This is a genomic window from Arthrobacter sp. SRS-W-1-2016 (assembly GCF_002009585.1).
GTDB classification, from domain to species: Bacteria; Actinomycetota; Actinomycetes; order Actinomycetales; family Micrococcaceae; genus Arthrobacter; species Arthrobacter bambusae_A.
The window spans coordinates 39,063-60,911 of the sequence record NZ_MTPV01000020.1 but is presented as its reverse complement, the minus strand read 5'-3'; the positions used below and the strand labels follow the sequence as shown (position 1 = coordinate 60,911).

Genomic DNA, 21,849 nt, shown 5'->3' with positions numbered 1-21,849 from the left:
GGCGCCTACTCCCGCAGGAGTAGGCGCCCTACGCCGTTAACCCGACGACGCGGGCGCCGTCCGCGGCTAGGCTCGGAGCATGCAGCGGCGATTCCAGGGCCCTCCCACGAGTTTCATCGTGATCGCGGCGGCCCTGATCCAGGTCCTCGGGACCGTCTTCTCGGCGAGCCACCAAGCCGGCCCCCGCCCCTTGGACCCGCTCGCGTTCCTGCTGTTGCTGGCGGGCCCGGCGGCCCTGGCTTTCCGGACCCGCAGGCCCGCCGTCATGCTGCCGACCACCCTGGCGGCCACGTCCATCTACCTCCTCCTTGGTTATGCCTGGGGCCCCATCGCGCTGTCCCTGGCGCTCTCGATCATCCTGACTGCCGCCGCGGGGTTGCGCTGGCTGGCGTGGCTTGGGGCCGGGATTTCGGCCGCGGCCGTCGTTCTGACGGCTGTCCTCGCCGGGGATGAGACGGGGCTTGTCCGGGCCTCCGCCGGCGTTGCCTGGGCGGCGATCCTCGTCCTGATCGGTGAAGGCTTCCGACGGCGGGGCGAACGGATGGCCGAATACCGGCGACGGCGGGAGGCCGCGAAACAGGCCGAACGGGACGAATACCGCCTTACCCTCGCCCGTGACATCCACGACGTGGTGGCTCACTCCCTGTCGATGATCAACGTCCAGGCCTCCGTGGCGCTCCACCTGGGCACGAACGATCCCGAGAAGCTCCGCCCGGCGCTGGAAGCCATCAAGGCCGCGAGCAAGGAATCCCTGGCCGAGGTCCGTCAACTCCTCGGGGTGCTGCGCGACGACGCCCCGCTCAGTCCCGCGGCACCGCCGAATCTGGGACGGATCCTGGAACTCGTGGAAGACGCGCGGCGCGGCGGCCTGGAGGTGCGGTTTGAGAACTCCCTAGACGGGGACGGAGTAGGTGCTGCACAGCAGGAAGCTGCCTACCGGATCGTCCAGGAAGGGCTGAGCAACGTCCGCAGGCACTCAGGCGCGGCGTCCGCTGTCGTGCATCTGGACGTGGCAGGGAACGCGCTGAGGGTGAGGATCGACGACGACGGCGGAGGCCTCCGGGGAGCGCCCGCCGGGAACGGGCTGAGGGGCATGCGCGAGCGCGTCAAGGCCCTGGGCGGCACGCTTTGCCTGACGCCTCTGGAGCCCGGGCTGCGCGTGGAAGCGAGCCTCCCGCTGAACCCCCACGAGGGAGGACACCAACGATGATCCGCTTGCTGCTCGCCGACGACCAGAACCTTATCCGGGCCGGATTCCGGGCCCTCCTGGACGCTGAACCGGACATGGAAGTAGTGGCTGAAGCCGGTACCGGCCGGGATGCCGTCAGGCTGGCCGAGCGTGAGGCACCCGACGTCGTCCTCATGGACATCCGCATGCCGGACGGCGACGGACTGGCCGCGACCCGGCAAATCCTGGCCAACCCGCGACTCGTCCACACCCGCATCATCATCCTCACCACGTTTGAGCTGGACGAATACATCGCCGAAGCCGTGCGGGCGGGTGCCGCGGGCTTCCTCGTCAAGGACACTGAACCGGAGGAACTGATCCGCGCGGTGCGGGTGGTGCACGACGGCGACGCGCTCCTTTCGCCATCCGTGACGCGCCGCATCATGGCGCAGCTCGCCCTGCACAGCAAGGCGGCGTCGAAGACAGTGCCCCTGGACCAAATCACCGAGCGTGAGCGGGAAGTCCTGGCGCTGGTAGGGGAGGGCCTGAACAACGCAGAGATCGCCGAGAGGCTGTTCATCACCCCGTTGACTGCGAAGACGCACGTCTCACGGATCATGAGCAAACTACTGGTGCGGGACCGTGCGCAATTGGTGGTGCTGGCGTACGAATCCGGCCTGGTCCGGCCCGGCTGGAGCAGCTAGCCCCGGCCCGCAGTCTCCCTGGGGAGTAGGCGGGAAGCTGCAAGTGACTCCCGGTGGCCGACGCGATTCGATGGGCCGAAAACCAGACTGGAACCAGAGCCGAGATACGGCCTGTTGAGAGTTTGGACTGGACATGTTGACATCACTGAGCACCACCCTCGGCGTCGCGGCCGCCCAGCTGCCCGCCGACGTCGTCCATGGACCCGGGGGCGGATTCGTCTTCTGGCCGTTTTTCCTCCTGATCCCGCTGTTTTGGATCCTCGTGATTGGATTCTTCATCTTCTTCGGGCGCCGGATGTGGCGCCGTAACCACTACTGGGCAGCAACCCAGGGCGCCGAAAGCGTGCTGAGGGAGCGCTACGCACGTGGCGAAATCGACGAGACCGAGTATCGCCAACGCCTGGAAGTGTTGCGGGCACATCCCACGAAATGAGGAACCGGCGGATTCTGCTGGATCACTCGCCGGGATGAACCATCAGGCCTTGGAACCACGCGGTTCCAGGGCCTGAGGTGTGGAGTGATCCAGCAGCATGTCGCGCAGGGTCCAGCAGGTTAATCCAGAAAATTGCGGAATACCTCTTTCACGCATTCCTTGGCTCTACTAGTCTGCTGGGGTGCACAATGAAGCCACCCGTTCTTTCTCCACGTCAGCCAGCTTCGAGATGAACCCAGCCGCAGTCATCACAGCCGAAAACCTCACCAAGAGCTACGGCGAGCTCACCGCCGTCGACGGTATCTCGTTCGAGGTTCCGGCAGGGGAGTCCTTCGGCCTGCTTGGCCCCAACGGCGCCGGCAAATCGACCACCATGAAAATGATCGGCGGGGTCTCCCAGCGCACGTCCGGGAAGCTCAGCATCATGGGCCTGGACCCGGAAACCCATGGGCCGGAAGTCCGTGCGCACCTCGGAGTGGTACCGCAACAGGACAACCTGGACGAGGAACTGAAGGTCCGCGAAAACCTTATTGTCTATGGCCGCTACTTCGGCCTGCCCTTGAGCTACTTGCGCCCCAAGGCAGATGAACTGCTCGAGTTCGCCCAGCTGACGGACAAGGCCAAGTCCAGGGTCGATGCCCTCTCCGGCGGCATGAAACGGCGCCTCACGATTGCCCGCTCGCTCATCAACGAGCCGAAGATCCTGCTCCTGGACGAACCCACCACGGGGCTGGATCCCCAGGCCCGCCACATCCTCTGGGACAGGCTGTTCAGGCTCAAGGAACAAGGGGTCACGCTGATCCTCACCACGCACTACATGGACGAGGCCGAACAACTTTGCGACCGGCTGATTGTGGTGGACAAAGGCCGGATCATGGCCGAAGGCTCGCCGGCGAGCCTGATCCGGGAGCATTCCACGCGCGAGGTCCTGGAACTCCGCTTCGGTTCGGAACGCAACTCGACCATCGGCGTCGAACTCGAGGGCATCGGCGAACGCGTCGAGACGCTACCGGACCGGGTGCTCATCTACGCGAACGACGGCGAAGCGGCGCTCGAACAAGTCTCCGCACGCCGGCTCCGACCCTTGACCTCGCTGGTGCGGCGTTCTTCGCTGGAGGACGTCTTCCTCCGGCTGACCGGACGGAGCCTCGTTGATTAGCGCCCACTCCCCGGCTGTCTCGGCCAGCCGGGCGAAGCGCTGGGGATCCTTCTTCTACGCCGAGCAGGTCCTGCGGGTGATGCGTGGCTACGGCTGGTCGGTGTTCCTGTACAGCGTGGGGCAGCCGGTCGCCTACCTGTTCGCGATGGGCATCGGGCTTGCGAGCCTCGTGAATGCGAACAGCGGGGCGGTGTTTGGTGGCGTGAACTACTTGACCTTCATCGCGCCGGCGCTGTTGGTCTCATCCGCGGTCATGACGGCGTCGGGGGACTTTTCCTACCCGATCATGGACGGCTTCAAATGGCGCCGCGTGTTCTACGGCCCGCACGCCTCCCCGCTGGTGCCGCAGCAGATCGCCGCGGGCCACATCATGGCCAGTGCCTTGAAGTTCCTGGTGCAATCGGTGGTGTACTTCGCCATCGTGGCCATGTTCGGTGCGTCGCCGAGTCCGTGGGGCTGGGTGTCGGCGATAGTTGCCACGGTGGCCGGGCTGTCCTTCGGGCTGCCGCTCATGGCCTATGCCTCGACCATCACCAAGGACTCCGGCCAGTTCGCGCTGGTGCAGCGATTCATCGTGGTGCCGCTGTTCCTGTTTTCGGGCACGTTCTTCCCGCTGGATTCGCTGCCGCTGGGAGTGCGCTGGATCGGTTGGATTTCCCCGGTCTGGCACGGCACGCAGCTGGGCCGCGTCTTCACTTATGGACTCGAGGAGAATCCCTTGTTGACGCTGGCCCACGTCCTGTTCCTCGTGGGGGCTGCCGCTGCGGGTTGGACGCTGACACGACGGCAGTTCGCCAGGAGGATGGGCGCATGAGCGTTCTGACCGGCGGCCACAGTGCCACTGACGCTGCCCGTGAACGCACCTTCGGTCCGCTGTACTCCCGCAACGCGCTTGCTGTGGTGTCCCGGGGCCTCATGGCCGCGAAAAGCAGCACCTGGTTGATCCTGGTGTCCGGGTTCTTCGAGCCGGTGCTTTACTTGGTCTCCATGGGCGTGGGACTCGGCCCCATCGTGGGTACTGTGGCGGGCCCGGGAGGCCAGGAAATCAGCTATGCGGCCTATATCGCGCCCGCGCTCCTGGCCGTGTCCGCCATGAACGGAGCCGTCTACGACTCCACGTGGAACGTGTTCTTCAAGATGAACTTCGCCAAGCTGTACCAGGGAATGCTCTACACCTCCCTCGGACCATTAGACGTAGCCATCGGGGAGATCTTCCTGGCCCTGCTGCGCGGACTCCTGTATGCCACGGGGTTCACCGCCGTCATGGCCGTCATGGGACTCATCACCACGCCATGGGCCATCCTCGTCATTCCGGCCTCGGTGCTGATCGCTTTCGGCTTTGCGAGTTTTGGCATGGGCATCACCAGCTTCATGAAGACTTTCCAACAGATGGACTGGATCAACTTCTTCATGCTGCCCATGTTCCTTTTCAGCGCCACCTTCTACCCGCTGAGCGTCTACCCGCAATACATCCAGTGGCTCATCCAGGCGATGCCCCTGTGGCACGGCGTGGAACTCCTGCGGCAGATCAGCATTGGTTCCTTCAGCCCGGCAACGGCAGTCCATATCGCCTACTACCTCGTGATGATCGCGCTCGGCATCACCCTCACGACCGGAAGGTTGCGCAAGCTCTTCCTGAAATAGCGGCCCGGGCTGTTCGCCGGGGGTGGAAGCGGGGGGTTCGTCGCCCCGAGTTTGCGACAATGGGTGCATGCGATCCCTCGGCGACTCCCCGTCATCTGTTCCCTCGTCCGCTTCCGCCCGGAGTCCATTCAAAGGCTTCCGCATTGGTGGACTGGGCATGACGGTGGTGCTCATCGCTTTCCTGGTGGCCGTCATCTTCGCCGCCAACCACAACGACGTCGTCGGCTGGATCGTTGCCGTTATCTCCTTCGGTTGGCTCGCGCTCGCCGCTTTCGTGGTCTTCAGCATCCAGAAGGCCGCCCGGCGGGCCGGTGAAAAACTCACCGAAGCCCAGAACGCCTTCAACGCGGCAACCGGCCGGGCGCCGTCGTCGTCGAGCGCCGATCACGGTGGCACCCGGGTGGTCTCGGAACGGAACGAAGCGGACGAAATGCGGGACCTCAAACTGGACCACTCTTTCAAGATCGTCCAGGTGCAAGTACGCGTGGTGGAGGACGAACGCGCCAAGGGCGACGCCGCCGATCAGGACACCATCAACCGCGCCTTGGAAACCATCGCCATTACATCAAGCAATGCCCGGGACATGATCAAGTCCTCCAGCGGCGGCGACGAGCCCGTTTCGGGCACCATCATCGACTAGAGTAGGCGGGTGAGCTCGGCATTGAAGAAGGACTTCCTTCGCATCGCAACGGTCAACGTCAACGGCATTCGCGCCGCCTACAAGAAGGGCATGGCGGAGTGGCTGGAACCCCGCGACGTCGACATCCTGTGTCTGCAGGAAGTCCGCGCGCCTGACGAGGTGGTCAACCAGCTCATCGGCGAAGGCTGGTACATCCTCCACGCCGAAGCCGAGGCGAAGGGCCGTGCCGGCGTCGCTATTGCCTCCCGGCAGGAACCCGTTGCCACCCGCGTCGGTATCGGCGACGACTACTTCGCCACGACTGGACGCTGGGTCGAAGCGGACTACGTCGTGCGGGACCGCGGCGGCAAGGACACTACGCTGACGGTCGTCAGCGCTTATGTGCACTCCGGGGAAGCGGACACGCCCAAGCAGGTGGACAAGTACCGCTTCCTGGACGTCATGACCACAAGGCTTCCGGAACTTGCCAAGCACAGCGAGCACGCCCTGGTGGTCGGCGACCTCAACGTGGGCCACACCGAACTCGACATCAAGAATTGGAAGGGCAACACCAAGCGTGCCGGTTTCCTTCCTGAGGAGCGCGCGTACTTCGACCGCTTCTTCGGCGACGAGATCGGATGGAGGGATGTCCACAGGGGCCTGGCAGGAAATGTCGAAGGCCCCTACACCTGGTGGTCCCAGCGCGGTAAGGCCTTTGACACTGACACTGGCTGGCGCATCGACTACCACATGGCCACTCCCGGACTCGCGGCAGCCGCACTTTCGGCCGTCGTTGACCGGGCGCCGTCGTGGGACACCCGTTTCTCCGACCACGCACCGCTGGTAGTCGACTACCAGCTCTAAGCTTTCGAAAGTTTCCTCATGACCAGTTCCACCACGACTGAACCCGCTGCAGCCGCAGCCAAGGCAACATCAACCAAACTGGCCGCCGGGGCCAAGCACCGCGTGCTGTCCGGCATGCAGCCCTCCGCTGATTCCCTGCACCTAGGCAACTACCTCGGTGCCCTGGTCAACTGGGTCCGCATGCAGGATGAGTATGACGCCATCTTCTTCATCCCGGACCTGCATGCCATTACGGTGCCGCAGGACCCTGCCGAGCTGGCCCGCCGTACGCGCGTCACCGCCGCGCAGTACATCGCCGGCGGCGTCGACGTGGACAAGTGCACGCTGTTCGTCCAGTCGCAGGTTCCTGAACACGCCCAGCTGGCGTGGGTCCTCGGCTGCATCACAGGCTTCGGCGAGGCCTCGCGCATGATCCAGTTCAAGGACAAGTCGCTTCAGCACGGTTCTGACCATGCAAGCGTCGGGCTCTTCACGTACCCGATCCTGCAGGCCGCCGACATCCTGTTGTACCAGCCACACGGGGTGCCCGTAGGCGAAGACCAGCGGCAGCACATTGAGCTCAGCCGCGACCTCGCCCAGCGTTTCAACAGCCGCTACGGCGAGACGTTCCAGGTGCCGCAGCCCTTCATCCAGAAGGAAACGGCCAAGATCTACGATCTCCAGAACCCGACGGCCAAGATGTCCAAGTCCGCGGAGTCGCCGGCCGGCCTGATCAACCTGCTCGATGACCCGAAGATCACGGCCAAGCGCATCAAGTCGGCAGTTACGGACACCGAGACGGAAATCCGCTTCGACCGCGAAGCCAAGCCCGGGGTGTCCAACCTGCTGAGCATCTACTCGTCCATCAGCGGCCAGCCGGTGGAGAAGATCGTAGCGGACTACGAAGGCAAGATGTACGGCCACCTGAAGGTCGACCTCGCCGAACTCGTTGCGGCCCACCTTGGGCCGATCCGGGACCGCGCCAACGAGTTGCTGGCCGATCCGGCCGAGCTCGACCGGCTCCTTGCCCACGGAGCGGACAAAGCGCGCGAAATCGCCTCGGCCACCCTCGCCGACGTCTACGCCAAGGTGGGCTTCCTGCCTTACGGCGGAGCACAAGGAATCCGCTAAAGCCATGTGCGCAGCTGGCAAGCTCAGCGTCCAGGCCGGCTCCCGTTCAAGGGGAGCCGGCCAGGCCACTGATGCCCGCCGGGACGAGGCTACGAGGCAGTCTGCCAGCGCCTGCGGGGACAGCCTGTGCGTAGGAGTCATCCTGGGCTTCCCCAGGGAGGTCGCCCAAGAACTCCAGCAATGGCGTGCTTCCTTCGGTGATCCCATGGCAGAGGTCATTCCGGCCCACATCACCCTCGTCACCACTACGCCCGCCCAGGACTGGGACGCCACGCGCGAACATGTTCGCGATGTCGCCCGCCGCCAGGCACCCTTCAAGATCACGATTTCCGGCACAGGCTCCTTCCGGCCCGTCTCACCAGTGGTGTTCCTGAAGGTGGAAGACGGTTTCGAGGAGTGCGTGGGCCTGCACGAACAGCTGCAGACAGGACCGCTGGAACGCGATCTTCCTTTCCCGTACCACCCGCACGTGACGGTGGCCCACGATGTCGCCCCGGAAAGCCTGGACGAGGCCGAAACGGTGCTCAAGAACTACACCGCCACCTTCCCGGTGGTTAGCATGGGACTTTACGAGCACGACGACAATGGCATCTGGCAGCTACGGGAAGAGCTCGACTTTGGCGGCGACGCAGATCAATCACGGAAACGCACAGCACAACGACCGGCAGCAGGCCGAGAGGCCACCTCTGCCGACTGAAGGCGCGCAGCTGAAGCTGCAGCTCATTAACCGGCAGGTCGAATGGGGCAAAGCCCGGCGCTCGGGCAATCGGGGCGCCACGATACCGGCGTTCATCAACCTTGCCCTCGCGCGGCTGGGCAACTTCCGGCCCATGCGCGCCTTCAATCTCTACAACCTGCGCCATGGTCCGCTCTTGAGCGCCGGCATTGGCTTCACCATGTTCTTCTCCGTGACGGGCTTGCTGGCAACGGGTTTCGCCGTGACCGGCTTGGTCCTCAACGGACAGCCCCAACTGGTTGATTCAATTGTCTCCAGCGTCGCCACGGCGGCCCCGGGACTTTTGAAAACCAGCGGCGGCAACGGCCTGGTGGATCCGCATGATCTCTTGAATCCCACGGGCCTTGGCTGGACTGCTGCCATAGCCGCCGTCGTCACCGTATTTACCGCGCTCGGCTGGATCGCCGGAATCCGGGAGGGACTTCGCGGAGTCATCGGGCTGGACCCCTTGCAGGAGAACCCGCTGCTGATGAAGGCGCGCGACGCCGGTACCCTCCTGCTGCTTGGCGCAGCCCTGGTGGTCAGTGCCGGTGTTTCGCTTGTGTTCGGGACGGCGGCCGGATGGATCATCGACCGGCTCGGAATGGCTGACGCAGTGGCCGGCCCTGTCACTTGGCTCGTTCGCACGGCCGTTCCGCTGGTCCTCAACTGGGCGACGGCGGTCATCATGTTCCGTTTCGCGGGCCGCCTGAAACTTCGCCGCCAGGCGTTCGTGGAAGGAACGGTGCTTGCCGGCATCGGAACAACCATCCTCCAGATCTTCAGCACGGAACTGCTCGCGAACGCCGGACGGAACCCCATTCTGGCCTCATTCGCCATCATCATCGGGCTTCTCATCTGGTTCAACCTGGTCAGTCAGGTCTATTTGCTCTCCGCAGCGTGGTCGGCCGTGAGGGAAGCGGACACAGGTGCCAGCGAGCACCCCAAGCCTGCCCTCGGATCGCGGCACCCTTCGCCGCGCACGTTTCCACGCAAGGGATCTTGAAGGCAAGCAGAGGCCCAACTGACTAGCAGTTGTTGTCGTTTTGAGCCCTCATAACGACAACAACTGCTAGTCAGTTGGGCTGGGGCTAGCGTTAGTCGCCGAGGTATTGACCGGCCCACGCTGAGATGATCCGGGCAACCCGGGCGGCCTGTCCCTTGCCGGTCAACAGGTGGTCGCTGCCTTCGAGCGAAACGAAGCTCCGCGGGTGCCGCGCCGTTTGGAAGATCTCGCTGGCATTGTCGATGCCCACGGTGTTGTCCGTGGGGGAGTGCAGGACCATGAGGGGCCGGTGCAAAGTGCGGATGCAGTCCCTGAGGTCGGCCTGCTCCACGTCCTCCACAAAGTGGCGGCGAACCTCCATCCGCCTGCCGCCCAGATTGACTTCTGCGCTGCCTTCACTGAGGATCGTGCTCACTTCGGCGTCGAACATGTGCTCCACGTGCTTGGGCTCGAAGGGAGCGCCCACAGTGGCAACAGCCCGAACCTCGGGAAGACCTAGAGCCGCCGCCAGGACAGCCGCCCCGCCAAAAGAGTGGCCTACCAGCAGCGAGATTTCCTTGTCATCCGCACGCATGAACTCCGCGGCGCGGATGGTGTCCGCCACTTTCACGCTGAACGATCCGGCGGACCATTCGCCCGCAGAGTCGCCCAGCCCGAGGTTGTCGAAGCGAAGCATGCCGACCCCAAGGTCCGCCAAGCCCTTGCAGATACGCGAAGCAGAGGGGCTGTCCTTGCCGAGGGTCAACCCATGGGAGAACACACCCCAGCCCCGGACCGGGCCCTCAGGAACATCCACGATACCTGCCAGGAGATCTCCGGTGCTGCCTTCGAAGCTGATCTTCATGGATTTGGACACCTGTCCGCCTTTCGTTGTGCGGGTTGCCCGGCTTTCGCGGGCGACTCTTAAAGAACGACGACGGCGTACCCCGCCAAGGGGGACACCGTCGTCGTACTTTAACTTCGGAAACTAGATCTTGCGTGCCAGGATAGCCTGCTTGACCTCGGCAATCGCCTGGGTCACCTGGATGCCACGCGGGCAAGCCTCCGAGCAGTTGAAGGTGGTGCGGCAACGCCACACGCCTTCCTTGTCGTTGAGGATCTCCAAGCGCATGTCACCGGCATCGTCACGGGAGTCGAAGATGAAACGGTGCGCGTTCACAATCGCGGCCGGGCCGAAGTACTGGCCGTCAGTCCAGAACACCGGGCAGGACGAGGTGCACGCAGCGCACAGGATGCACTTGGTGGTGTCGTCGAACCGTTCACGGTCCTCGACCGACTGCAGTCGTTCCTTGGTGGGCTCGTGGCCCTTGTTGATCAGGAACGGCATGACTTCGCGGAAGGACTGGAAGAACGGCTCCATGTCCACGATCAGGTCCTTCTCCACCGGGAGGCCCTTGATCGGTTCAACAGTGATGGGCTTGGAGGTGTCCAGGTCCTTCAGCAGGGTCTTGCACGCGAGGCGGTTGCGGCCGTTGATGCGCATGGCGTCGGAGCCACACACGCCGTGTGCGCAGGAACGGCGGAAGGACAGCGAGCCATCGATCTCCCACTTGATCTTGTGCAGGGCGTCCAGCACGCGGTCGGTGCCGTACATCGTCAGCTGGTGGTCTTCCCATACGGGCTCTTCCGAGACCTCGGGGTTGTAGCGTCGCACTCGCAGGGTGATGTTGAAGGTGGGAATTTCCCCGCCTCCACCAATGTGCGCGGGCAGCTCGATCTTGGATGCTGGCTCAGCAAGTTCGGCAGACATCTTAGTACTTCCTCACCATCGGCTCGTAGCGCGTAAAGACAACAGGCTTGGTGCCGAGTCGGATGCCCGCGATTGCTTCCGCAGATCCGTCCGCTGGGGCGTGCTCATCCTTATACGCCATGGAGTGCTTCATGAATTTTTCGTCGTCGCGCTCCGGGAAGTCCTCCCGGAAGTGGCCTCCGCGTGACTCTTCGCGGTGCAGGGCAGCAACTGTCATGACCTTGGCCAGTTCCAGCAGGAAGCCCAGCTCCACTGCTTCGAGCAAGTCAAGGTTGAAGCGCTTTCCCTTGTCCTGGACGCTGATGCGCTGGTAGCGCTCTTCGAGGGACGCAATGTCCGCGAGCACCTGGTTTAGGGTATCCGCGGTACGGAAGACCTGCATGTTGGCATCCATGGTGTCCTGCAGTTCCTTGCGGATCGCGGCAACCCTTTCGCCACCATCTGCCGTGCGGACGTGGTTCAGCAGATCCAGCGTGTAGGCCTCCGGGTCTTCCGGGAGCTCCACGAAGTCCGCCGTCTTGGCGTATTCGGCTGCGGCGATGCCCGCGCGCTTGCCGAAGACGTTGATGTCCAGCAGCGAGTTGGTCCCCAAGCGGTTGGAGCCGTGCACGGAAACGCAAGCCACTTCGCCGGCCGCGTACAGGCCCGGCACGATGGTGTCGTTGTCCTGCAGGACCTCGGTGGTGATGTTGGTGGGGATGCCGCCCATAGCGTAGTGCGCCGTCGGGAACACGGGAACCGGTTCCGTGTAGGGCTCGACGCCGAGGTAAGTGCGCGCGAACTCGGTGATGTCCGGAAGCTTGGCGTCAATGTGCGCCGGCTCCAGGTGGGTCAGGTCCAAGAGGACGTAGTCCTTGTTCGGGCCACAGCCGCGTCCCTCACGGACTTCGTTGGCCATGGACCGGGCCACGATGTCACGGGGCGCGAGGTCCTTGATGGTGGGTGCGTAGCGTTCCATGAAGCGCTCACCCTCCGAGTTGCGAAGGATCGCGCCCTCGCCGCGGGCAGCTTCCGAGAGGAGGATGCCCAAGCCGGCGAGACCGGTCGGGTGGAACTGGAAGAACTCCATGTCCTCGAGCGGGATTCCGCGGCGGAAGGCGATTCCCATGCCGTCACCGGTCAGGGTGTGGGCGTTGGAGGTGGTCTTGAAGACCTTGCCCGCGCCGCCGGAGGCGAACACCACCGACTTCGCCTGGAAGACGTGCAATTCGCCGGAGGCGAGGTCGTAGGACACGACGCCGGCAACACGCTTCTGCTTGTACGGCGTTCCGTCTTCGCGGACTGCGTCTTCCTCGACGGTCAGCAGGTCCAGGACGTAGTACTCGTTGTAGAACTCAACATTGTGCTTGACGCAGTTTTGGTACAGGGTCTGCAGGATCATGTGGCCCGTGCGGTCTGCTGCGTAGCAGGCGCGGCGGACGGGAGCCTTGCCGTGGTCACGGGTGTGGCCACCGAAACGGCGCTGGTCAATGCGGCCTTCGGGCGTGCGGTTGAACGGAAGGCCCATCTTTTCCAGGTCCAGCACGGCGTCGATGGCTTCCTTCGCCATGACTTCGGCTGCATCCTGGTCAACCAGGTAGTCGCCGCCCTTGATGGTGTCGAATGTGTGCCACTCCCAGTTGTCCTCTTCGACGTTGGCGAGGGCTGCACACATGCCGCCCTGGGCCGCGCCGGTGTGGGAACGGGTGGGGTAGAGCTTGGTCAGTACTGCGGTGCGTGCGCGCTGACCGGATTCGATCGCGGCGCGCATGCCGGCGCCGCCGGCACCGACAATAACGACGTCGTACTTATGGACCTGCATACCAGATGCTCTTTCTCTCTAAGTCAGATGGTCGGCGGAGCCTGCTCCGCGCGTGTTGTGCACAGCCGGACGAGCCGGTGGTGCAGCGGAGCAGCTACGGCGCCGGGCAGAACCCGCCCGGCAGCTGAACGCCGTTGGCGACAGGGCACGGGTTGAACGTGAAGATCACCAGTGTGCCAAGAACCACGATGACGACTGTAGCCGCGTAAAGGACCACCTTGAGCCAGAGGCGGGTGGCGTCTTTCTCGGCGTAGTCGTTGATGATGGTGCGGACGCCGTTGGTGCCGTGCAGCATGGCGAGCCACAGCATGGCCAGGTCCCAGAACTGCCAGAACGGGTCGGCCCACTTGCCGGCCACGAAGCCGAAGTCGATGCCGTGGATGCCCTCGCCCACCATGAGGTTCACGAAGAGGTGGCCGAAGATCAGAACCACGAGCACGACGCCGGAGAGCCGCATGAACAGCCAAGCGAACATCTCGAAGTTACCTTTGGAACCGGCGCCGCGACGGTACTGCGGAGCAATCTTCCCGCCGCTCACTTTTCCACTGCGCGGGCTTTGAATGTCAGTGCTCATGGCTTAGTGGCCTCCCAGTGCGAGGGACAAGTGGCGGATGGCGAAGGCACCGAAAACGACCAGCCACAAGACCAGGACGGTCCACAGCATCTGGCGCTGGTACTTGGCGCCCTTCTTCCAGAAGTCAATGGCGATCACGCGCAGGCCATTGAAGGCGTGGAATACGATCGCTGCGACGAGGCCCGTTTCGCCCAGGGCCATGAGGGGGTTCTTGTAGGCGCCGATAACGGCCGTGTAGGCCTCCGGGGACACACGCACCAATGAGGTGTCCAGCACATGGACCAACAAGAAGAAAAAGATCACAACACCGGTAATGCGGTGTCCAACCCAGGACCACATGCCTTCACGGCCGCGGTACAAGGTGCCAGCTGGTTTTGTCGGCACTGAATAAACCTTCCTGCAACACAGCGGCGCTTGCACGGGATCCATGCGGGGGGAACGCCAGCCGCGAGAGCACTCGTAGCTCAGCCTAAATCTAGGCTTCGCTCACAGCTTATTCAATTTAGGTGCCCCTTGTTGTAACGAGAGTGCGGGTGTTCGCCTGAATTCCGGCCTTTCCGCCGCGAGGGTGAGACGAAGACCACAAAGTGGGACTTGCGCGCGTGTCGGATAAGGTGTTGCGGTGAGTATAGAAAACGCTGCAAGCCTCGAATCGCCATTGCGCCACTTCCACGCGGTTATTCCGGCCGGTGGAGTGGGCACGCGCCTGTGGCCGCTTTCGCGTGCTGCCGCGCCCAAATTCCTGCACGACCTCACGGGTTCGGGAAGCACGCTGCTGCGGGCAACGTACGACCGCCTCGAACCGTTGGCCGGCAACCGCGTGCTGGTAGTAACGGGCGTGGCGCACCGCATTGCTGTTTGCCGACAGCTTCCCGAAGTGGGCGAGGACGAGCTGGTCCTCGAAAGCGAGCCAAAGGACTCGGGGGCGGCCATCGGACTCGCCGCCGCCATCCTGCACCGCCGTGACCCGGACACCATCATGGGTTCCTTCGCCGCCGACCACGTCATCAGCCCTGACGATCTCTTCCGGGAAACCGTCCGCGAGGCCATCCACACTGCCGCCGCTGGAAAAATCGTCACCATCGGCATCAAGCCGACGCACCCGTCAACCGGATTCGGCTATATCCGTACCGGCGACTTGCTCAATATCGACAATGCGCCGAACGCGCATGCGGTGGTCGAATTCGTCGAGAAGCCGAGCGAAGACATTGCCAAGAAGTACCTCGAGACCGGCGACTATGTCTGGAACGCCGGCATGTTCGTCGCCCCCGTTGCTCTCATGCTCAAGCACCTCGAAGCCAACCAGCCGGTCCTGTTTGCCGGACTGCAGGAAATTGCGGATGCCTGGGACACCCCGGACCGCGATGAAGTGACCGCCCGGGTCTGGCCGACACTGCCGAAGATCGCCATTGACTACGCCGTGGCCGAACCCGCCGCGGCGGCGGGCGATGTCGCCGTCGTTCCCGGTACCTTCCGCTGGGACGACGTCGGAGACTTCGCCGCGATCGGTCGTCTCAACAATGCCGGCGACGTCGATGAGGTGACGGTCCTCGGTGAAGGCGCCCGTGTCTTCACCGAGAACGCCAGCGGCGTGGTTGTTTCCGATACGAAGCGTGTGATTGCGCTGATCGGCATCAAGGACGTCGTGATCGTTGATACGCCGGACGCGCTGCTTGTCACCACGAAGGAGCATGCCCAGCGGGTCAAGGGAGCGGTCGACGCGCTCAAGGCCAGCGGGGACACCGACGTTCTCTAGCGCACTCCGGTGGCGCCGGCCGTAACCAAGAGACCCCTTTCGCTATTCGGAGGGTGCGGATGGCTAGAGTTGTGAGGTGCGCAATTTCACTACCGAAACCGAGCCGACCCCCGTGGTGAAGCCGTGGCTTGATGATCTCTTGCCGGAACTCATCGAATTCCGGCGGGACCTGCATGCGCACCCCGAACTTTCCTTCAAGGAATTTCGTACCACGGACAAGCTGGTTGAACGGCTCGAGGCGGCAGGCCTTGAGCCCCGTCGGCTGGAGGGCTCCGGGCTGACGGTCGACGTCGGCGAGGGGCCCATCGCCACGGCCTTGCGCGGAGATATCGACGCTCTCCCCATCATCGAAGAGACCGGGCTTCCGTTCGCATCGAAGAACCACGGCGTCACCCACGCGTGCGGGCATGACGTCCACACCACCAGCATGCTCGGCATCGCTTTGGTGCTGCACGCCATGCACCAGGAATCCCCCTTGGGCGGCACCGTGCGCATCATCTTCCAGCCGGCAGAGGAAACCATGCCCGGCGGGGCGTTGTCCTGCATCGAGCAAGGCGTGCTCCAGGGTGTCCCGCGGATTCTGGCACTACACTGCGATCCGCGCATCAACGTCGGCAAGATCGGTACCCGCATCGGCGCCATCACCTCCGCCTCGGACACCATCAAAATCGAACTGACCGGACGCGGCGGCCATACATCCCGTCCGCATCTGACTGAAGACCTGGTCTTCGCGCTGGCCCAAATCGCCGTCAATGTCCCGGCTGTCCTGTCCCGGCGCGTGGACGTGCGCAGCGGTGTGTCGGTGGTGTGGGGCCAGATCACGGCAGGTTCCGCGCCCAACGCCATCCCCGCCAGCGGCTATATGGCAGGCACCATGCGCTGCCTGGACCGCGACGCCTGGCATAGCGCCGGGGAACTGCTCGACGACGTCGTCCAGCAAGTCGCTGCGCCGTACGGAGTGGACGTACACCTCGAGCACACACGCGGCGTCCCTCCCGTGGTCAACTCGGAACACGAGACTGCCATCATCGAGGCCGCGGCCCGTGCGGAACTCGGCGAGCACGCCGTCGTCCTGACGCCGCAGTCCATGGGCGGTGAGGACTTTGCCTGGTTCCTCGCCGACCTGCCCGGTGCCATGATGCGGCTCGGAACCCACACGCCCGGTGGCGAAGAATACGATCTCCACCGCGGCGACTTCATCGTGGACGAGCGTGCCCTCGGCTTCGCGATCCAAGTCCTGGCCGCCGCTGCGTTGCGAACCATCCGGGATCTCTGAAACGGCGGACGCCCGCTCACCTTTGCCGCCATTCAGTCCAACTTCCGGGGACCAGTTCATCATCTGAGGGAGGATCCCGCCGTCGGGGCTTGTTTGTGAGCGGGCGTTGGCGGGGTGGGGCTTGTTTGTGAGCGGGCGTCGTGGGGTCAATTGAGTTGTGCACAATTTAATTGTGAGCTATCGTTATTCCCATGAGTGAAGCTCCCCGCCTCGACCGCCAGGTCTGTTTCGCGCTCTATTCCGCCTCGAAGGCGGCTACGGCCGTCTACCGCCCGGTGCTGGACGAGCTTGGACTGACATATCCGCAGTACCTCGTGATGCTGGTGCTCTGGGAGAACGAGCCCCGAAGCGTCCGCGAACTGGGTACCGAGCTGGGACTCGATTCGGGCACCTTGTCGCCGCTCCTCAAGAGGCTTGAAGCCCTGGGCCTCGTGGAGCGCCTGCGTTCAACCGAGGACGAGCGTCGCGTCGAGATCCACTTGAGCGATGCCGGGCGGGCCCTCAGCGCACGGGCCGGGGCGGTACCGCAACGGCTCGCCGACGCCGCAGGCCTGAGCGCTGCCGAGCTTGCGCAGCTTCACGACACCCTGGGCCGGCTTACCGCCGCCCTCCAGTCAGCCATCTGATCATCCATCCCATCGAAGGAAAAGGAACCACAGTGAAGACTTTGTACATAGCGGAGGCGCTTGCCTCCGGTGAAGGCCGCGAAGGCAGTGCACGCACCAATGACGGCAAGCTGGACGTGACGCTCGCCAGCCCGGTGGAACTGGGCGGGAACGGCCAGGGCACCAACCCCGAGCAGCTCTTCGCCGCCGGATACGCGGCATGCTTCCACTCTGCGCTGCGGTTGGTAGGACGGAAGGCCCGCGTGGATCTCAGCGATTCCGCCGTCGCCGCCAAGATCCACTTCGGTGCCCTGGAAGATCGTGAAGGCTACGGACTCGCCGCCGAACTCGAGATCGCACTGCCCGCCCTCGACCGGGAAACCGCCGAGCAGCTCGTGGCCAAGGCCCACCAGATCTGCCCCTACTCCAACGCGACCCGGGGGAACATCGCCGTCGACATCAAGCTCGTGGAGGTGGCCGCATGAGCGCCGCACTTCCCACACGCACCCGCGAAATCCAGCTGGCGTCCCGTCCGCAGGGACGCCCGGCCACGGCGAACTTCCGCTTGGCCGAGTCCGATCTGCCGGAGCTTCAGGACGGCCAGGTCTTGGTCCGCAACGAGTTCATGTCCGTCGATCCCTACATGCGCGGCCGAATGAATGACGCGAAGTCCTATTCGGCGCCCTTCCAGCTCGACGCAGCGCTCGACGGCGGCGCGGTGGGTGAGGTGATCGCGTCCCGTTCCGGGTCGCTCAAGGTGGGCGACGTCGTCGTGCACCAGCTCGGCTGGCGCGAATATTCCGTTGTGGATGCGGCAAGCGCGATGCCGGTTCCGGCCGGCCTGGCGCCGACGTCGGCGTTCCTCGGAGCGCTTGGCATGACGGGCCTGACGGCGTATGCCGGGCTGCTTAAGGTGGCCGAGTTCAAGACCGGTGACGTCGTCTTCGTTTCCGGTGCCGCAGGCGCGGTAGGTTCGATTGTCGGCCAAGTCGCCAAGGCGATGGGCGCCTCCAAGGTGATCGGCAGCGCCGGCTCTCCGGAGAAGGTGGCGCGCCTGCTGGAACTCGGCTTCGATGCGGCCTTCGACTACCACGATGGTCCTGTGGTGGAGCAGCTTCGTGAGGCCGCGGGGGAGCGGGGCATCGATGTCTATTTTGACAACGTAGGCGGCGAACACTTGGAGGCCGCCCTCGCAGTCCTCACTGTGGGTGGACGTGTCGCAATGTGCGGCGCCATTTCGCAGTACAACTCCACCGAGCCCACGCCCGGCCCGCGGAACCTGGCCGTGGCCATCGGGAAGCAACTGACCCTTCGCGGCTTCCTCGTCAGCGGCCAGCGCCAGCACGCCGCGGAGTTCGGCGGGAAGATGGCCGGATGGCTGGCCGACGGGACGGTCCGCTACGACGAGACGATCATTGACGGACTGGAAAACGCGCCACAGGCTTTCATCGACCTCCTGGACGGAGCCAACACGGGCAAGATGCTCGTACGCTTTGGTGAGCGGAAATCGTAGGACCGTTGGCTGGGAGTTCCACTACTGCTTGGTAACAAAAGCTCAACAATCTTCGGGTTGTTGGGCTTTTGTGTTAGCCGGGTGTGTTCAATCCCACTAAAGTTGAGCCATCAGTGCGCCCCAGGCGCAGTGCTGCGAAGCATCAGTGAAAACAGAATTTCAAACTCGAGTTTTCGAAACGGACACTCATTGACCGACTGTCGTAGCATCAATAACTTTCTTCCTGGAGGAAAATTGAAGCAATCACTGCGTGCCACCCTAAAGCGCGGTTCATTTGCAGGCGTCGCAACTGCGGGCGCCGCTGCACTTTTGCTGGCAGGCTGCGGTAGCGCACCGTCTGCGTCAAGCTCGGGCAGCGCCACCAAGTCGGACTACACCGCATGCATGGTGTCCGACTCGGGCGGCTTCGATGACAAGTCGTTCAACCAGTCGGGCTACGAAGGCCTTCAGGCTGCGGCCAAGGACCTGAACATCCAGGAGAAGCACGTCCAGTCCAAGGCTGACACGGACTACGACCCCAACCTCCGTTCCATGGTCCAGCAAGGCTGCAAGCTGACGGTCACGGTCGGCTTCCTCCTGGGCGATGCCACGAAGAACATCGCGACGGCGAACCCGAACAGCCACTTCGCCATCATCGACTACTCGGACCCCACCTTCCCTAAGAACGTCAAGCCGATTGTCTATGACACGGCCCAGGCTGCCTTCCTGGCCGGGTACCTCGCGGCCGGCACGTCCAAGACGGGCAAGGTTGCCACGTTCGGTGGCCTCAACATCCCCACCGTGAGCATCTTCATGGACGGATTCTCCGACGGCGTGAAGTACTACAACCAGAAGAAGGGCAAGTCCGTCCAGCTGCTCGGCTGGGACAAGGACAAGCAGGACGGAACCTTCGTCGGCGACTTCAAGCAGGTCGACAAGGGCAAGGTCCTTACCCAGGGATTCCTGGACCAGGGCGCAGACGTCATCCTTCCCGTCGCCGGTCCGGTGGGAGCGGGCGCCGGAAGCGCGATCCTTGATGCCAAGGCAAAGGGCACGGACGCAAAGCTGATCTGGGTCGACTCGGACGGCTACCTGACCGCGCCCGCCTACAAGTCGGTCATCCTGACCTCGGTCCAGAAGACCATGGCGACTGCCGTCGAAACCGTCATCAAGTCTGACAAGGACGGCAAGTTCGACCCCAGCCCGTATGTCGGCACGCTCGACAACGGAGGCGTGGCGCTTGCCCCGTTCCATGATCTCGACTCCGCAGTTCCGGCTGACATGAAGAGCGATCTTGACCAGTTGAAGAAGGACATCATCTCCGGCGCTGTCAAGGTCGAATCGAAGTCCAGCCCCAAGTAATAATCCGGGCTAAACCGCGTCGCGCTGCCCTTCAGCCGAGTTTTGGCGGAAGGGCGGCGCGTTCTGCGTTGCCCTCAATTTGCTCTTCGACACCCCGTGGCCGAGCACTATGCTGGGAGCACGGTGATGACGAGGAGCCATCCTTTATAGATGGGTTGGAGTTTTGAAACTCGAACTGAAGGGGATCACGAAGCGCTTCGGATCCCTCGTAGCCAATGACCACATCGATCTGGTGGTTGAACCCGGCCAAGTCCACTGCCTCCTGGGCGAAAACGGTGCCGGTAAATCCACCCTGATGAATGTCCTTTACGGACTCTACGACCCCAGCGAGGGCGAAATCCTGGTTGACGGCAAGCCGGTGGTCTTCAAGGGCCCCGGCGATGCCATGGCGGCCGGGATTGGAATGGTCCACCAGCACTTCATGCTGATTCCGGTGTTCACCGTGGCCGAGAATGTCGCGTTGGGAAACGAAGCCACCAAGGCAGCCGGCTTCCTGAACCTGGATGAAACCCGCCGCAAGATCTCCGAGATTTCCAAGCAGTACGGATTCCACGTCGACCCCGATGCCCTCGTGGAAGACCTGCCCGTGGGCGTGCAGCAACGGGTCGAGATCATCAAGGCGCTGGTGCGCGACGCCGAAGTCCTGATTCTCGATGAACCGACCGCGGTTCTCACTCCGCAGGAAACCGATGAGCTTCTGGACATCATCCGGCAGCTCAAGGCCGCCGGAAAATCAATTGTCTTCATTTCGCACAAGCTGCGTGAGGTCAAGGAAATTTCGGACATCATCACGGTGATCCGGCGAGGGAAAGTGGTGGGCTCGGCTGACCCCTCCGCCTCCCCGACCGAACTCGCCTCGGCGATGGTGGGCCGGGCAGTCAGCCTGACCCTGGAAAAGAAGCCTGCCCAACCGGGCGAGGCGACGTTCAAGGTCCGCGACCTGACCGTTGTCGACCACAATGGCCAGCACGTCGTGGACGGCCTGAGTTTCGACATCGCCAAGGGTGAAGTGCTGGCCATCGCCGGTGTCCAAGGCAACGGCCAGACGGAGCTCACGGAAGCCATCCTCGGCGTCCAGCCGCACGTCACCGGGTCCATCGTCCTGGACGACGTCGAACTGCTCGGCAAGAGCGTCAAGCAGGTCCTTTCCGCCGGCGTCGGGTTTGTCCCCGAGGACCGCAAGATCGACGGACTGGTAGGAACGTTCTCCATTTCCGAGAACATGGTCCTGGACCTTTACGACAAGCCTCCTTTTGCCCAAGGTATCGGCATGAAGCCGGCATTGATTGCTTCCCACGCGGAGAAGAAGGTCGAAGAGTTCGATGTCCGGACGCCGTCGATCGACGTCGCCGTGGGCACGCTCTCCGGCGGCAACCAGCAAAAGGTGGTTCTGGCCAGGGAGCTGTCCAGGCCATTGAGGCTCTTCATCGCCTCGCAACCCACCCGGGGCCTCGACGTCGGCTCCATCGAATTCGTGCACAAACGGGTCATCGCCGAACGGGACAACGGAACTCCCGTGATGATCGTTTCCACGGAACTCGACGAAGTACTCGAACTCGCTGACCGGATCGCCGTTCTCTACCGGGGAAAGCTCGTCGGGATCGTTCCCGCCGGCACCTCGCGCGATGTGCTGGGCTTGATGATGGCAGGCGTTCCGGAACATGAGGCAGAACTGACTGCACACAAGACCCTCGAGGGAGGAACACATGTCTGAGTCCAACACCCCTCGACAGGAAAACGACGTCGAGCCGGAGCGCCCGGAGACATTGGACGACGAGGTCGTCCTGGATCTCGCGCTGGACACGGCAGAC

Annotated in this window: 23 protein-coding genes; 18 read left to right on the top strand and 5 right to left on the bottom strand. The window is 63.6% G+C overall.

The window, feature by feature from the left end:
• Positions 1-79 precede the first annotated feature (79 nt).
• The 11 genes from BMF89_RS05125 to BMF89_RS05075 all read left to right on the top strand — a co-directional run bounded on the left by BMF89_RS05125 (position 80) and on the right by BMF89_RS05075 (position 9,422).
• Entirely contained in the window at positions 80-1,210 is a 1,131-nt protein-coding gene (locus BMF89_RS05125) for a sensor histidine kinase (protein ID WP_078105999.1), read from the top strand.
• Complete coding sequence (locus BMF89_RS05120; RefSeq protein WP_078105998.1) at positions 1,207-1,872, top strand: response regulator transcription factor; 666 nt, start codon at positions 1,207-1,209, stop codon at positions 1,870-1,872. The genes BMF89_RS05125 and BMF89_RS05120 overlap by 4 nt, the downstream gene beginning before the upstream one ends.
• Before the next feature lie 133 nt (positions 1,873-2,005).
• Entirely contained in the window at positions 2,006-2,305 is a 300-nt protein-coding gene (locus tag BMF89_RS05115) for an SHOCT domain-containing protein (protein ID WP_078105997.1), read from the top strand.
• A 229-nt stretch (positions 2,306-2,534) separates the two neighbouring features.
• A complete protein-coding gene (locus tag BMF89_RS05110; RefSeq protein ID WP_078106027.1) occupies positions 2,535-3,464 on the top strand; it encodes an ATP-binding cassette domain-containing protein in 930 nt (309 codons plus the stop codon).
• The gene (locus BMF89_RS05105; protein WP_171983402.1) at positions 3,457-4,278 is read left to right on the top strand and encodes an ABC transporter permease; all 822 of its coding nucleotides are present in this window, start codon (positions 3,457-3,459) and stop codon (positions 4,276-4,278) included. Before BMF89_RS05110 ends, BMF89_RS05105 begins: the two co-directional genes overlap by 8 nt.
• A complete protein-coding gene (locus BMF89_RS05100; protein WP_078105996.1) occupies positions 4,275-5,108 on the top strand; it encodes an ABC transporter permease in 834 nt (277 codons plus the stop codon). Before BMF89_RS05105 ends, BMF89_RS05100 begins: the two co-directional genes overlap by 4 nt.
• 67 nt (positions 5,109-5,175) lie before the next feature.
• The gene (locus BMF89_RS05095; RefSeq protein WP_078105995.1) at positions 5,176-5,748 is read left to right on the top strand and encodes a hypothetical protein; all 573 of its coding nucleotides are present in this window, start codon (positions 5,176-5,178) and stop codon (positions 5,746-5,748) included.
• 9 nt (positions 5,749-5,757) lie between these two features.
• Entirely contained in the window at positions 5,758-6,591 is an 834-nt protein-coding gene (locus BMF89_RS05090) for an exodeoxyribonuclease III (protein ID WP_078105994.1), read from the top strand.
• An 18-nt stretch (positions 6,592-6,609) separates the two neighbouring features.
• Entirely contained in the window at positions 6,610-7,701 is a 1,092-nt protein-coding gene (trpS, locus tag BMF89_RS05085; RefSeq protein WP_078105993.1) for a tryptophan--tRNA ligase, read from the top strand.
• Between the two features lie 4 nt (positions 7,702-7,705).
• The gene (locus tag BMF89_RS05080; RefSeq protein ID WP_078105992.1) at positions 7,706-8,398 is read left to right on the top strand and encodes a 2'-5' RNA ligase family protein; all 693 of its coding nucleotides are present in this window, start codon (positions 7,706-7,708) and stop codon (positions 8,396-8,398) included.
• A gap of 82 nt (positions 8,399-8,480) precedes the next feature.
• A complete protein-coding gene (locus BMF89_RS05075) occupies positions 8,481-9,422 on the top strand; it encodes a YihY/virulence factor BrkB family protein (RefSeq protein WP_078106026.1) in 942 nt (313 codons plus the stop codon).
• Positions 9,423-9,513: 91 nt separating this feature from the next.
• On the opposite strand, the gene BMF89_RS05070 is transcribed toward BMF89_RS05075, so the two are convergent.
• From BMF89_RS05070 to sdhC, 5 genes are all read right to left on the bottom strand, one after another.
• Positions 9,514-10,278, bottom strand: coding sequence for an alpha/beta fold hydrolase (locus tag BMF89_RS05070; RefSeq protein ID WP_078105991.1), 765 nt, complete (start codon positions 10,276-10,278; stop codon positions 9,514-9,516).
• A gap of 111 nt (positions 10,279-10,389) precedes the next feature.
• Positions 10,390-11,172 carry a succinate dehydrogenase iron-sulfur subunit gene (locus BMF89_RS05065; protein ID WP_078105990.1) on the bottom strand — a complete coding sequence of 261 codons (783 nt, stop codon included), beginning with the start codon at positions 11,170-11,172 and terminating at the stop codon, positions 10,390-10,392.
• Position 11,173: 1 nt separating this feature from the next.
• Positions 11,174-12,973: a succinate dehydrogenase flavoprotein subunit gene (gene sdhA, locus BMF89_RS05060; protein ID WP_078105989.1), complete on the bottom strand. Its 1,800-nt coding sequence runs from the start codon at positions 12,971-12,973 to the stop codon at positions 11,174-11,176.
• Positions 12,974-13,067: 94 nt separating this feature from the next.
• Positions 13,068-13,547 carry a succinate dehydrogenase hydrophobic membrane anchor subunit gene (locus tag BMF89_RS05055; protein ID WP_078105988.1) on the bottom strand — a complete coding sequence of 160 codons (480 nt, stop codon included), beginning with the start codon at positions 13,545-13,547 and terminating at the stop codon, positions 13,068-13,070.
• 3 nt (positions 13,548-13,550) lie between these two features.
• Entirely contained in the window at positions 13,551-13,931 is a 381-nt protein-coding gene (sdhC, locus tag BMF89_RS05050; protein ID WP_078105987.1) for a succinate dehydrogenase, cytochrome b556 subunit, read from the bottom strand.
• Positions 13,932-14,169: 238 nt separating this feature from the next.
• On the opposite strand from sdhC, the gene BMF89_RS05045 reads away from it, so the two are divergent.
• From BMF89_RS05045 to BMF89_RS05015, 7 genes are all read left to right on the top strand, one after another.
• Positions 14,170-15,303: a mannose-1-phosphate guanylyltransferase gene (locus BMF89_RS05045; protein WP_078105986.1), complete on the top strand. Its 1,134-nt coding sequence runs from the start codon at positions 14,170-14,172 to the stop codon at positions 15,301-15,303.
• Positions 15,304-15,379: 76 nt separating this feature from the next.
• Complete coding sequence (locus tag BMF89_RS05040) at positions 15,380-16,579, top strand: amidohydrolase (protein ID WP_078105985.1); 1,200 nt, start codon at positions 15,380-15,382, stop codon at positions 16,577-16,579.
• Between the two features lie 191 nt (positions 16,580-16,770).
• On the top strand, positions 16,771-17,205 hold the full coding sequence (locus BMF89_RS05035; RefSeq protein WP_078105984.1) for a MarR family transcriptional regulator: 435 nt from the start codon (positions 16,771-16,773) through the stop codon (positions 17,203-17,205).
• 32 nt (positions 17,206-17,237) lie between these two features.
• Positions 17,238-17,669 (top strand): organic hydroperoxide resistance protein, encoded by a 432-nt coding sequence (locus BMF89_RS05030; RefSeq protein ID WP_078105983.1) that lies wholly within the window; start codon positions 17,238-17,240, stop codon positions 17,667-17,669.
• On the top strand, positions 17,666-18,697 hold the full coding sequence (locus BMF89_RS05025; protein WP_078105982.1) for an NADP-dependent oxidoreductase: 1,032 nt from the start codon (positions 17,666-17,668) through the stop codon (positions 18,695-18,697). Before BMF89_RS05030 ends, BMF89_RS05025 begins: the two co-directional genes overlap by 4 nt.
• 234 nt (positions 18,698-18,931) lie before the next feature.
• Complete coding sequence (locus BMF89_RS05020) at positions 18,932-20,038, top strand: BMP family ABC transporter substrate-binding protein (RefSeq protein ID WP_171983400.1); 1,107 nt, start codon at positions 18,932-18,934, stop codon at positions 20,036-20,038.
• 163 nt (positions 20,039-20,201) lie between these two features.
• Positions 20,202-21,752, top strand: a complete 1,551-nt coding sequence (locus tag BMF89_RS05015; RefSeq protein WP_078105980.1) for an ABC transporter ATP-binding protein — start codon at positions 20,202-20,204, stop codon at positions 21,750-21,752.
• Positions 21,753-21,849: the final 97 nt, after the last annotated feature.

What these genes read in the sequence shown, in the direction of transcription:
- BMF89_RS05125 (WP_078105999.1), top strand. Translation starts at nt 80, where the DNA reads ATGCAGCGGCGATTCCAGGGCCCTCCCACGAGTTTCATCGTGATCGCG.
- BMF89_RS05120 (WP_078105998.1), top strand. Translation starts at nt 1,207, where the DNA reads ATGATCCGCTTGCTGCTCGCCGACGACCAGAACCTTATCCGGGCCGGA.
- BMF89_RS05115 (WP_078105997.1), top strand. Translation starts at nt 2,006, where the DNA reads ATGTTGACATCACTGAGCACCACCCTCGGCGTCGCGGCCGCCCAGCTG.
- BMF89_RS05110 (WP_078106027.1), top strand. Translation starts at nt 2,535, where the DNA reads ATGAACCCAGCCGCAGTCATCACAGCCGAAAACCTCACCAAGAGCTAC.
- BMF89_RS05100 (WP_078105996.1), top strand. Translation starts at nt 4,275, where the DNA reads ATGAGCGTTCTGACCGGCGGCCACAGTGCCACTGACGCTGCCCGTGAA.
- BMF89_RS05095 (WP_078105995.1), top strand. Translation starts at nt 5,176, where the DNA reads ATGCGATCCCTCGGCGACTCCCCGTCATCTGTTCCCTCGTCCGCTTCC.
- trpS (WP_078105993.1), top strand. Translation starts at nt 6,610, where the DNA reads ATGACCAGTTCCACCACGACTGAACCCGCTGCAGCCGCAGCCAAGGCA.
- BMF89_RS05080 (WP_078105992.1), top strand. Translation starts at nt 7,706, where the DNA reads ATGTGCGCAGCTGGCAAGCTCAGCGTCCAGGCCGGCTCCCGTTCAAGG.
- BMF89_RS05065 (WP_078105990.1), bottom strand. Translation starts at nt 11,172, where the DNA reads ATGTCTGCCGAACTTGCTGAGCCAGCATCCAAGATCGAGCTGCCCGCG.
- sdhA (WP_078105989.1), bottom strand. Translation starts at nt 12,973, where the DNA reads ATGCAGGTCCATAAGTACGACGTCGTTATTGTCGGTGCCGGCGGCGCC.
- BMF89_RS05055 (WP_078105988.1), bottom strand. Translation starts at nt 13,547, where the DNA reads ATGAGCACTGACATTCAAAGCCCGCGCAGTGGAAAAGTGAGCGGCGGG.
- BMF89_RS05035 (WP_078105984.1), top strand. Translation starts at nt 16,771, where the DNA reads ATGAGTGAAGCTCCCCGCCTCGACCGCCAGGTCTGTTTCGCGCTCTAT.
- BMF89_RS05025 (WP_078105982.1), top strand. Translation starts at nt 17,666, where the DNA reads ATGAGCGCCGCACTTCCCACACGCACCCGCGAAATCCAGCTGGCGTCC.